The organism is Nostoc sp. KVJ3, assembly GCF_026127265.1.
Classification (GTDB): Bacteria; Cyanobacteriota; Cyanobacteriia; order Cyanobacteriales; family Nostocaceae; genus Nostoc.
Genome location: NZ_WWFG01000002.1, coordinates 1,364,258 through 1,377,083 on the forward strand (window position 1 = coordinate 1,364,258; position 12,826 = coordinate 1,377,083).

Consider the following 12,826-nt stretch of genomic DNA (forward strand, 5'->3'; position numbering starts at 1 on the left):
AATGCGTATATTGTTTGTCTTCAATTTATAAACTTAAAACTTCTTCTTAGACCTTTCACTTAAACCCGCAACTTTAGGGGTAATTTTTATGAAACAACGGCTTGTATTTCCCAGGCAATTGATTTGCGTAGATGTGATTTCTCGTCCCCAGGTACTTTTACACAGCTTTTTACTCTTTACTTTTTTGCTGAGTCCCATAGCTGCGAGTGCAGTTGATATTACGCAACAACTCCACCGTCCTTTAAATAGCTCTGTTGGGCGACAATCAAGAGATGAAGCTGACAGCTTACTGAGTATCGGTGAACAACAATATACTTCAGGATATGCCGATAAAACGATCGCATCTTGCTTGCAAGCACTAGAACTATATCACTCAATTGGCGACCTCAAAGCCCAAGGTCTGACTTACAATTTGCTTGCAAAGGCTTACATTCAGCTTGGTAGTTCAAAAGAGGCGGAAGATGCTTTAAGACGAGGATTAGCGATCGCTCGTGATACGAAAGACTTCCAATCTCAGATTTTTGTGCTAAATAATATCGGTACATTTCTCCTCCAAGAAGGAGAACCTGCTGCTGCTGGTAAAACAGTTGCAGATGCACTGGCAATTGCTCACAGTGTCAAAAACATTGAGGGTGAAGGACTATCTCTGAGTAATCTGGGTTTAGTAACTGCCAGGTTGGGAGATTACAACAAGGCGATTAAATTATATGAAAATGCTTTACTTTTCCGCCGTCAGACTGGCGATGCCATCGGTGAAGCAAATACCCTAAATAATTTAGGTGATGCTTACCTAGCATCGGGAAATTACCAGGATACTATTGCTACTTATGGTGAAGCAATGCGGACAGCTAAAACAAACCGCGATCGCACTAATGAATTACGCGCGATTGACGGTTTAGTTAAAGCTCACACTACTGTCGGACGCTATGAAAGAGCCTTTGATTTACTAGAACAACGTTTAGCAATTGCGAAAGAATTGCAAAATCTGCGAGAAGAATTAAAATCTTTTGAGTCTTACGCTCAGGTATACAAGCAACAAGGTAATTACCTAACTGCCCGTAATTTCTACGAAAGGGCGATTGTAATAGCGCGAACATTGGAAGACAGTAAGCAAGAAGTCGAATTGCTAGATCAACTCACTAAAATGATTCAGAGGAAGTAGGAGTTATTCAATTTTAGATTTCTCCTTCAATGCAAAATCTAAAATTGTCTCTCCTGTAGAGACGCGATGAATCGCGTCTGATTAATTAATTCAAGAATACTGAACCGTTTCGTTCAATTCTCATCGCACTTCTACCTTGAGCGGCATTTGTGGCTTCATTAAATCTAACTTCCAAACTTCCTGGCTCTGAAGAAGCTTGTGGAGTGACTATCAATTGTCCGCCATCTACTCGTTCAAACGTCACCGTGACTGGTGCTTTTAGACCTTGCAATGTGACATTAGACTTTCCTTGTAGCGATCGCGGTGCAGTATCGCCAATCACTTGGAAAGTTACATTCGCCGCAGTATCATTTACCAACTTTACATTAACAGTACCATTAGTTAGTGCGATCGTTGCGCTGGGGGTTTGTCGTGGTGGTAGTAGTCGTTGTTGATCGGTGGAAACCGCTCCTGGTGAGGGCTGTTGACTTTGCTCGCCAGGAACCTTAGTACCAGCTTCTGGAGCATCACCGCCGACACCCAATCTTGTTTGCTCTGGTGATGGGTTAGCAGAAGCGGGAAGCAGCCCTTGAGCGGCTAGTCTTTGTGTTAAGGCATTAGGAGGACATCCTTGGGGCACTACAACTTGACTATTATGTGGTTCTTCGTAGAAAATCCTGGGACAAGGATTAACTTTGGGAGTAGATTCTTGTGCTACTGCTTGAGGAATTGCTGGCGCAGTAATCAGTAATCCCCCAAAAATAGCACCAACTAACTGAGCAGACTTGCGAAAATTTTGAGACTTCATATTTGTGATTGACTCCTAAAAAAAACTTAAATTTTTCTTCCTTAAAATGCAATACAGTTCAATTAAGCGTTTTTTTTCTTCTCTCTGTGTACTCTGCGTCTCTGTGGTTCGTTAAAAAAAACTGACTTTAACAAAGAGTTTTAGCCTTATAGCGTTTCCTAATCATACAAGGTACATCATAGCCCCCTCATCGCTTGCGGGGAGGGGGTTGGGGGTGGGGTTATTGTACCTCACTCAACTGAGAACCGCTATAACTGAACCGTATTGTATTAAAATGAATGATTTTTCAAGCAGTAAATTCAATTAACGATTATTGACTGTTGAATACATCTAAAATTTAACAGCCTATTCAATTTTGTGTATCTAGCTAAGGACAAGTAAATAATCTAAAAAAATAAATATATTTCATTCTCAAGACTGAAAATCTCAATCAGTAAATAAGTCTACAGATTTTAATCGTTGTTATTAACCAACTTTTTGCAACAGTTAAACTGTCTTGTTTAAGACTCAAGAGTTATTGGTAAAGTGACGGTAAACGTAGTACTTTTACCAAAAGTGCTTTCAACTTGAATATGACCCTGATGATGTTCGACAATAGCTTGAGCGATCGCTAATCCCAATCCTGAACCAGTAGCGCTGGCTGTAGCTGTATTCCCACTTGTATGAGTTCGTGCCGGATCTACCCGATAAAACCGATCAAACAAGTGTGGTAGTGCTTCTGCGGGGATGCCAACTCCGGTATCACTCACCTTGACTTGCAACTGGGCACTGGTGTAACGTAGTCCAGAAACGCGATTTATTCCCTCAATCCGCGCCAATTCCACTTTTACCCGTCCACCTGCGGGAGTGTAATGCAAGGCATTAGCAATTAAATTTGTGAATAGCCGCACCAGTTGATCCCAATTACCCACAAGAGTAAACCAATTTTCTAATAATTCCGGGCTAGTTTCAGATGCAGGAGGATCAACTAAGTCTAGAGAAAGGGCGATTTCTTTTTCAGGGACTAACAATTGTTGTTCTTCAACCACCTCCATCAACAAGGCATCTAGCGGACAAGGTGAAAAAATATCTTTGCTAATCCCACTATCTTGCCGTGCTAAGAACAGTAAGTCATTGACTAACTTACCCAAACGCTGCGTTAACCGTTCCACCACCTTTAACTGTTGCCGATATTGCATAGAATTGGTTGCTTCTGTCTCTGCTAAATCCAAGTCTGCGAGGGCAACTTGCACATTTGTTTGAATTAAAGTGATGGGACTTCTAAGTTCGTGGGAAGCATCAGCAGTAAATTGTTTGAGGCGTTGATAAGACTCACCTACAGGTTCCATCGCTTTACCCGAAAGAAACCAGCCACTTGCACCTACAGAAAGCACCATTAACCCAATACCTAGCGCTAAATCAAAAATTAACTCACGACTAGGTTTAGTAACTTCAAACCAGGGATGACTAACACGCAGATATCCTACTACTTGCCGCCCCACTTCTACCCGTTGGGTAATTTGCCGTAATAAGAGTGGTGAGTTTTGAGTGTTGAGTGAGGAATGAGGAGTTAGAAATTTTGAATTTTCACTCTCTCCCTTGACTACGCGCACAGTTTCACCAGTACGGTTGGCATGAATGGGAATATTTAGGGGTTCGGATAGCGTTGACCAAAGTAATTTACCAGTGGGACTAAACCATTCTAGGTCGATGTGATCATCTTCTACGGTGTAGGCATTCTCACGAAAACTGGCTTCTAAATTAATGCGAAATTTATCTGCATCAGCATTAATTGGCTCAAATATGAGCGTAGATGCACAGGGATTTGTTGTGAGACAACGCTCTACTATTTCAACTACATGGTTAAGGGTATCATCAATCCGCTCAACCAGTGTGCCACGGACGTATAAATAAACCCCACTAGCGAACAGGAGTAGTAATACAGCAGTGACGGCAGTATACCAAAGAGCGAGACGGCGACGAGTAGCTTGAAACATATTGCAATGCAGGGAAAAATCCTTTGGAGAAGCCAGTTAGCAAAGAATAAAAGAGATATGGTATTACCAATTATTTTCCTTGAAAATACCCTTAATCAGGATCTAATGAGAAAATTTTTATACTAAAATTTTCTACAGAAGTAAATTAATTTTTTTAACAATTAACTTCATTAAATTAAGTACTTTCACGCAGGTATTCTCTTTTCCCTAAGAGTTAAATTCTATTTGCAATGAAGTTTAAAGGAGAGATGGCAAAGAACATTAAAGATTTCATCGCAACAGCTAATACATAGCTCTTTTATAGATGAATGCTCTGAGTAATATTTTAGCCAGTATATATCCTTGAACTTCATAAAAAATAATAAATAACTATGCCAACTTATTCAGGATTCCCCGATCCCGGAAGTACAACAGCCACAGCTTTAGATACTGCAACTTATATTGGTGGTTCTCTCACCACCACCGCCAGCATATTTCAAAATTCTCTTAGTAGCTCTGACACCCTCGATATTTATAAGTTTACTGTTAGTAGTTCCAGTATTGTCACTTTAGGCTTAGATGGCTTGAGCAATGATGCCGATTTAAATTTGCTCAATAGTTCTGGGACTTCTATTTATAACTCTACTAACTCAGGCACTACCCCAGAATCAATTCGTGGGAACATAGCAGCTGGAACTTACTATGCCCAAGTTTCAGGTACTACTATCACAAACTATAATCTCAGTCTTTCATCTGAAACCATCTTACAAAGTAACCGCTCTGATAATTCACTTGCAACCGCATTCGATATCGGTACAGTCTCCAATTCTAACAATTATAACACCAGTGATTTTGTCGGTAATATTGGTGCAGTTGTAGATGGTCAGGACTATTACAAATTTCAATTAAATAGCAATGGAAACCTCACCATTAACCTAAATGGCTTAGGGTCCAATGCCAATCTATACTTAGTTACCTCTTCTGGGTCAATCGTTGCCAGTTCTCTTCAATCTGGCAATGCTTCTGAGTCTATCAGCGCCAATCTTTACCAGGGCACAGCATACTACATTCGTGTAAATCAGGCGTCATCAGGTTTTACTAACTATAACTTGCAGATTTCCCTGGTTTCAGACCCAGTAGATAATGCGGGCAACACTTTAGCAACAGCTCGCAATATTAATCCATTAACCACTAACAGCTACTCAGATTTTGTTAATTCATCTGACAATAAAGATTATTATCGCTTTGATTTGACTTCTGATGCTTTAATTAACTTCAGCTTAACACCAGCAACAGGGAATGCAAATTTAGACCTTCTAGATATTAATGGTAATAGTATTCAAAGTTCCAACAAATCTGGGACTGCTATCGACACCATTCGCCAGAGCTTGAATGTAGGTACTTATTACGTCCTCATCACTCCTGCTGTAGGGGTAGCAACAAATTACACTCTTGATGTTTCTGCTCAAGCCATAGCAGCAGATCAAGCTCCCAATATATCATCTACAGCGAGAAATATTGGCACCTTAAACGGTTCCCAAACTTTCAACGATTTTGTGGGTAATATTGACACTTATGATTACTACACTTTCAAGTCTACTACCAATGGTGTATTCAATCTCACCCTCAGTGGGTTGATTGACAATGCAGATGTGCAATTGTTGGATAGCAACGCTAATGCGATTCAGACATCTGCTCAATCAGGAAATAGCAATGAAACTATAAACGCCAATTTGGGGGTTGGGACTTATTATGTTCGCGTTTACACCTCTGGTCTTGCCAACACGTTCTACACTTTAAACTTGTCTGGGTCTTCTCAAGCCAGAATGTTTGATCTCAACTCCGGTTCTGGTAGTTCTAACCCCAGCAATCTGACAGTTGCAAGTAACATTTTGTACTTTACTGCCAACGATGGTAGCACTGGCTCTCAGCTGTGGAAGAGTGATGGCACTGTAGCTAATACTACCCGCCTGACTAATATTAATTCTGGCAACTTTAACCCAGCTAATCTGACTGTCTTCAACAACAAGCTTTACTTCAGCGCTAATGATGGAATCAAGGGTACAGAACTTTGGGTATATGATGGCACTCAAACCCAAATAGTCAGTGATATTAATCCTAATGGCAGTTCCAACCCTAGCAATCTGACTGTTGTTGGCAACAAACTCTTCTTTAGTGCTGATGATGGCACGCATGGTCAGGAATTATGGGAATATGACGGGACAACATCTGCGCTCGTTAAAGATATCTATCCTGGTGTCAATAGTTCCAATCCATTAAATCTCACCAATGTCAATGGTCAGTTATTCTTCACTGCCAATAACCCCACTTATGGTACTGAGCTTTGGTCAAGTGATGGTACTCAAAATGGAACACAAGTTATCGATATCAGGACAGGAGCCCTTAGCTCATTGCCGAACAGCCTCACTTCTATAGGCAGTACCCTCTACTTCACTGCCAATAATGGTACGAGCGGATTTGAAGTCTGGAAGTATCAAGGTGGAGCAGCTAGTTTAGTTAAGGATGCTACACCTGGTAACAACAGCGTAGCGCCAGACCATTTAACTGCTGTTGGCAATACCTTGTACTTTGTCAAATATAACGATAACTTTCAGCCAGAACTTTGGAAGAGTGACGGCACTGCTAACGGCACTGCAAGGGTTAAGAATAACACTACACAAGCACCAAATATTGGTGTTGGTCCTACTGATTTGACTGCTGTTGGCAATACCTTATACTTCGTCACTTATGACACAACAAGTGGTATCGAACTCTGGAAAACAGATGGTACTGATAACAACACAGTATTAGTTAAAGATATTTGGGCTGGTAACGACTCTAAGAACCAGCCGAATAATAGTGCTCCTGATAATCTCGTCAATCTCAATGGCACCCTGTATTTTGCGGCTTCTGATGGCAGCAGCAGGGAAGTGTGGAGCAGCGACGGCACAGCTTCGGGTACGCAGAAATTTAGCAATATTTACGCTACAGGAATTGCTAACTCTGACAACCTGACTGTCGTTGGTACGCAGCTGTTCTTCACTGCTACGAACGGGACTAACGGCACAGAATTGTGGGTGATTCAACAAGGAGGTGGTTCTAGCGCAATAGCCTAAAGTATAAAGCAAGATAATCAGTAAATTTACTGAAATGTTATTTCTTGGATATCAACCCAAAATCAACTTTGTTTGCTTAAACAGTGAGATTTGCTCAAGCTCAAATTAAATTCACACAGAACAATACGGAGAAATCTTTTATCATGAAGACCAAATTTTTACTAGTTCTCGCTGCTACTTCTGCATTTTTTAGCGCCTTGAGTAGTGTGATTGTTGCACCCGCTAATGCTCAACTTACTACTGCTCCAAGTAACGTCAATGTTACTGTCACCGTACCTGAAGTTCTCTACTTGCGGACTGTCAGTGATATTCAGTTAGACCTTGTACCTTCAGACTTAAGTTCTGCATTAAGTTCAGGTGGAATTGCTACTGAGACACAGCCTATTACTGTAGCAGATTCAAGCCCCAGCAGTGGACTCAGTACGGCCAGTCCATTCAACACCACTGTCACTAAACCAATACCTCTGGTATTTGCAGTGTGGTCTAACAACCCTCGCTCTGGGCAGGGGGTTGCTGTTACCGTATCAACTACTACTGGTACTCTCAACTCTGCTGTTAGCGGTGGTGGTTCAGCAACCTTCACTAGTTCCGTCACTGCTCCAAGCTCTCAGACTACTGCCCCTGGTTTAAGCACTCCTTTCACTGGTGGCATTACTTTAGCGGTGAACTTGACTGGAGCCAAGGCAGCAGGCTCATATAGTGGAGGCGCTATTGCCATCACGGCGAACGCTCCCTAATTGGCATTGCTGTTTGAGGGATAGCAGTTATCCGAATCTTTATTCAGCAACTTCTGTGAATTAGGGCTGAGGTTTTTAAGTTATTAATATCAACGGGTTTTTCATCTACCCTTAGCCCTACCGATACCTGACAAGACTTACCCAACAGTTTTATTTGATGTCCCTTAAGAGGATGTTTGAGAACTCCTCTTATCGCCAGCAAAAAGTTCTAGATTCTCCTAAATCCACGTCACTTGCTGTACTTGGGGAAACCGCACCCTTAAAAAAGGGGATTTTGATTCCGATTCCCCTGTGAAAAAGCTACGGTGTACACACGAGTCTTCTAGAGTTGTCCCAGACGCTTTTGATCCCCCCAACCCCCCTTAAAAAGGGGGGTAAAAATTCCTCAAAGTCCCCCTTTTTAAGGGGGATTTAGGGGGATCTTCAACGGTTTTAGTTTTGTACAAAGATGTGTGTACACCGTAGTAAAAAAGGGGGGATAAAACTTTTCAAACAACCTCTAATGATGGTGGAGATTGATGCAAAATGCCAAACAAATGTAAACAGAGTGACAGCAATCTAATAATAGGAAAGAAGGTGCAGACTAAAATTATTAATTGCCTATGTATTTCAAGCTTAACACTTTTAGTATTGCCACAGCTTCCTTCTTTAGGGCAATCTTTATTGAGAATTGCTGAACCTACACGAATTAATCAGTTATCTACTCCTCAAACACTAGTTATTCCTCCTTTATCAGCATCAGAAATTGCACCAGCAGTCAAAAGTGAGTCTGTGGGCAATGCACAACAATTGCTGGCTCCTCCAGGCTTCAATACCTTAATCACCCGTGATTTTCCCAACTTCTGGGAAATGCGTGTGCCTATAGACCAAGTGGGTTTTCTCTATGCCAGCTATGAAATAAAGGCGGAAAATGGACGCAACAATGCGGTAAGTAGTGCCCAGAATTCCAATTCGGCAGTTCAAATAGTACTAGAACCATTACCCATCACCGAAATTTCCCGCGATCAAAATAGCAACACAGCTTTAGTTCAAGGGGGATTTAAATTGAAAATGGATCTCTCAACTGCCCAGTCAGCCGGTTTATATGGTGGCAATGTGACGGTAACTGTTAATCGGCGTTAGTTTCTTGATGTGGAATATGAAAGTGAAAAACACAATCCCAACGTTAAAAAAGTTTAGCCAAATAGCTTTAAGTTTACTGGCAGCTTTGGCTCTGGATATACCCTCTGCTATAGCAATTAATATTGGTGTCAGTCCACCCAGATTGGAAGTAAAAATTAATAGTAATAAGACGCGTAGTGAAACTATTCGTGTTCTTAACCTGGCTTCTACAGCCGTTACACTTAAAGCCAGTGTCAAGTCTTGGATCATAAATGAAGATAATAAAACCCAAGACATTGCTTCTAATGAGCAATCTTTAGATCAGTGGATCGTTTTTACTCCCTCTCAATTTACAATTCCAGCCGGGGGCGCTCAAACCATACGCTTTGCTATTCGTCCTAAAGTTCAGCCCCAGCCGGGTGAACATCGGGCGATGCTTTATCTCCAAGAAGTTTCTCCTGTGAAATCATCTCGAGGAGTGAGGGTAGTATCACGGCTAGGGGTAGTAATTTATGGTTATGTGGGAGAGATTAAAAGAATTGGTGTCCTCAATTCTCTCACTGTCGATGCCAAATCTAATACTCTCAAGGCTGTATTTGATATTACTAATAAAGGTAATGCCTATATACGCCTAAGTGGTCAGTATGCTATTTGGTCTGCTGCTAAATATCCAGGTTATGAAGCTACAAAACCCATAGCTAATACAGGTAAACCGGACGCAAAGTTACCCGATTCTGTATTAGATGTAGGCTCATTACCATCATCACCAGTATTACCTGATAGTACTCGTAAACTGAACTTAGCTATCACTAAAACTCTACCGCCTGGAAACTACGTATTGGATATCAATGGGGAATTGAGTGGTGTACCAATTGATAAAGGTATTCCATTCACAGTTCCAGCAGCTAATAATAACCAGTCTGAAAATAAGCCATCTGCTAGGAATCTGAGAAATTCTCTTCGCCGTAAATAGATTTTGCAGGTTCCAAAGCCCAAATTCTCAAAGTAAATTAATTGTCACTTTTCTAGACATGATTTGGTAGCCGAAAATTTTTTTGGCTACTCATAGAAACTTTTGTGCTTACTTATGCTCTACCAAAATTTAACACCTCCCCAACAGTTGCGATCGCACCTTCTAAAAATTTCTCTTCTGCAAAGTTACTAGATGCCAAGATTGGGAAGACAAACAAGATAATTGCCGGAGCGATCGCCCCACCAGAAACCCTCCCCTTCCCGGCTGAATTTTCTACATATAGGGCACCACAAAGCTCTGTCAATGACCAACTGGTTAAAAAGCTAACTACCCAAACCACAAAAAATTCTGCTTCTGGTGAATCGCCCCCTCACTCAACAGATCCACCAGCAGAAAATTATTCTCTACCTAATAATCTTGCCGAAAATAAGATTTTAACGGCACAAACTTTATTGTTAGGAGTTGTTATTAATAACCAGGAAGTTGGTACTTTAGATATTGTCCAGCGTGGAAATACTTTATTAATTCCATTGCTAGATTTTGCTAAAATTGCTGGCTTTACTGTTGATATTTCCGATGGAAATGCAAAACTTAAAACACCTGCTGGCGAAGTTACAGTTACATCAAGTGAGCTTGAGAAAACCAATGGTGTTATTTATATTAGTGATGCAGTTTTAAGGTCGAAATTATCTACAAATGTTGAGTTAAAAACTTCAGATTTAGCTTTGATAGTTGATTTGCCCTGGCGAAGAAATAATGGGGAATATAGCACTAAAGCAGCCGATCTTCGACCGGAAGTTTTACCTCCTAGTAGTGGTTTATCAAGTCTCAGACAAGAGTTAAATTTTACTAATACTTTTGGTAATTCCGGCTGGCATAGTTCTACGCTTTTCGGAGGACGTTTAGCCGGTGGTGGCTGGCGTATACGTCTAGAAAACGATTTTATTAACCAGCCAGAGATTGCTGAATACTTTTTCTTTAAACGCTCAAATCAATTTCTCTATCAGATTGGTCGTCAACAAATCGGCTTACATCCCTTATTGTCACCTCTTGATCTGACTGGATTCCAAGTTGGTTATAGCAATCTTCCTCCAGATAGATTTAACGGACAATATGGTGCAACTGAACTCTTATCGAGACAGTCCCAGCCTATACAAAGCTTTAACGGTCGAGTTCCTCCAGCAAGTTTTGTACAGTTAAGAGTTGCTGGAGTTGTAGTTGCTCAACAACAAGTAGGACTGAGTGGGGAATACGAATTTGTAGATGTCAATTTACCTACTGGTCAAACCAATGATATTGAACTGTTGGTTTATAACCGTAATAACCTGAATATACCTATACAAATTCGTTCTTTGAGACTGAGAGCTTCTGATTTGTTGTTACCATCTGGGGGAACTACTCAATTAGCAGGTTTTGGTTTAACTGGTAACTACATCCAGAGAACTTTATTTGATGATTTTGTTAACGCTGACTCAGGTAAGCTTGCTGGATTTTATCAAGCGCGTCAGGGAATTTCTAGTAACTTGACTTTGGAAGGTTCATTGCAAGTACAGTCTGATAGAACACAATCACAAGCAGGTTTTATTTGGCGGTTAATAAATCCAGCAGTTATCGCTGCTAGTGTTGGCACTTCTAACGGTCAAGTTGCCTATAAAGCTGATTTAGATTTCCAGTTAGATCGCTTGCAAATTGTTGGGAATTCTGAATCATATCCTGCTGGTTATTTATATAGTAGCCAATCGCGCAATCAATTTAACCATAGTGTCCAAGCTAAATATACTTTTAGTAATAGTTTTAATTTAGGAGTCATAGCCCGTAAACAGCAATATCAGAGTACTTCGACTACTTACATTTTGCCCACTTTTTCATTCAGTCCCTTTTATAATTTATCTTTAAGAGGCGAACCGGATTTTAACGGCCGTTATTTATTCAACGCTTTTTATCGACCAACACAGAATACCAGTCTGGCTTTGAGCGCTGTCAATGATATCTATACAACTGACCTGAGCTATAACCTTAGTAGAGAATATTCACTATCATTTGGGACTGAATCTGGCGGTGACTTACCTACTCGTTATACTGCAATCCTGAATCGTAATGCCAGTAACTTCTCAGACTTAAGTTGGCGTATAGGACTAGGATACAGAGATGGAGATATTGGCCCAGTGATTGGTGCGAGTATGCGTGTGTTGCCAGGTTTATTCGCTAGAGTGGAATATCAGGGCATTCCTTCTAGGATCAAAAACATTTTTGGTGGTATTGGAGACGATCGCTTGTTTATATCACTAGTATCCGATTTATCTTTTGCCGATGGCAGAATGACTCCTGCTGACTATACCTCTATTGGGAAAGATAAGGGTGTGATCGCTGGAAGAATTGTGATCGAAGGAGCAAAGAAAGGTTTTGATTTAAGTGAATCTACTATCCAAGTGATCAATAAACAAGGTCAAGCCGTCGCTGGAACTGTAACTGACTCTAAAGGTAATTTCTTCGTCGGTAATTTGCCAGAAGGTGTATATGTAGTTCAATTTGACCCACAAGGATTACCTGTGGAACTTACTGTGAAGAAAAGTACGATAGTCGCTAAGGTGGAAACCTCTGCTGTGACTAAGTTAGATTTCCCTGTCAGAGTAGAATACGGTTTAGCAGGAAGAATCACAGATGCCGCAGGTAAGCCAATACCAGAAATAGAGGTAGAAGTCATCAATGCTGAGGGTAAAAGAATTTCTGCATCTGCAAGTGACGAATTTGGTCTTTATCGTCTAGATGAAGTTCCGCCTGGTAAGTACATTTTGCGAATTGCGCCTCAAGATGGCATCACAAATAACAGTAACTTACCTACACGCGAGATCGCTATTGATAAAGATTTCCTCTACGATCAAAATCTGCAATTGCCATTTGCCATCAGAACTAAAGAAATTAAGGACAAATAAAGTTCCTTTTTCCTACTCTGTGAAAAGCTGCTTCGCCTATATACACCATTTAACTTACTATA

General features: G+C 40.8%; 8 protein-coding genes. 6 read left to right on the forward strand and 2 right to left on the reverse strand.

Going from position 1 to position 12,826, the window contains the following annotated elements:
- Positions 1-88: 88 nt before the first annotated feature.
- Complete coding sequence (locus GTQ43_RS21905) at positions 89-1,162, forward strand: tetratricopeptide repeat protein (protein ID WP_265274851.1); 1,074 nt, start codon at positions 89-91, stop codon at positions 1,160-1,162.
- An 85-nt stretch (positions 1,163-1,247) separates the two neighbouring features.
- Here the strand turns inward: GTQ43_RS21905 and GTQ43_RS21910 are convergent, their stop codons facing one another.
- On the reverse strand, positions 1,248-1,949 hold the full coding sequence (locus GTQ43_RS21910; RefSeq protein ID WP_265274852.1) for a hypothetical protein: 702 nt from the start codon (positions 1,947-1,949) through the stop codon (positions 1,248-1,250).
- Positions 1,950-2,449: 500 nt separating this feature from the next.
- Positions 2,450-3,925 (reverse strand): sensor histidine kinase, encoded by a 1,476-nt coding sequence (locus GTQ43_RS21915; RefSeq protein WP_265274853.1) that lies wholly within the window; start codon positions 3,923-3,925, stop codon positions 2,450-2,452.
- Between the two features lie 371 nt (positions 3,926-4,296).
- On the opposite strand from GTQ43_RS21915, the gene GTQ43_RS21920 reads away from it, so the two are divergent.
- From GTQ43_RS21920 to GTQ43_RS21940, 5 genes are all read left to right on the forward strand, one after another.
- On the forward strand, positions 4,297-7,020 hold the full coding sequence (locus GTQ43_RS21920) for an ELWxxDGT repeat protein (protein ID WP_265274854.1): 2,724 nt from the start codon (positions 4,297-4,299) through the stop codon (positions 7,018-7,020).
- A 143-nt stretch (positions 7,021-7,163) separates the two neighbouring features.
- Positions 7,164-7,757 (forward strand): hypothetical protein, encoded by a 594-nt coding sequence (locus GTQ43_RS21925; protein ID WP_265274855.1) that lies wholly within the window; start codon positions 7,164-7,166, stop codon positions 7,755-7,757.
- Positions 7,758-8,282: 525 nt separating this feature from the next.
- Positions 8,283-8,879 (forward strand): hypothetical protein, encoded by a 597-nt coding sequence (locus GTQ43_RS21930; protein ID WP_265274856.1) that lies wholly within the window; start codon positions 8,283-8,285, stop codon positions 8,877-8,879.
- Between the two features lie 16 nt (positions 8,880-8,895).
- Positions 8,896-9,831 (forward strand): molecular chaperone, encoded by a 936-nt coding sequence (locus GTQ43_RS21935; protein ID WP_414859130.1) that lies wholly within the window; start codon positions 8,896-8,898, stop codon positions 9,829-9,831.
- Between the two features lie 104 nt (positions 9,832-9,935).
- On the forward strand, positions 9,936-12,764 hold the full coding sequence (locus GTQ43_RS21940; protein ID WP_265274858.1) for a carboxypeptidase regulatory-like domain-containing protein: 2,829 nt from the start codon (positions 9,936-9,938) through the stop codon (positions 12,762-12,764).
- The last annotated feature ends 62 nt before the right edge of the window (positions 12,765-12,826 follow it).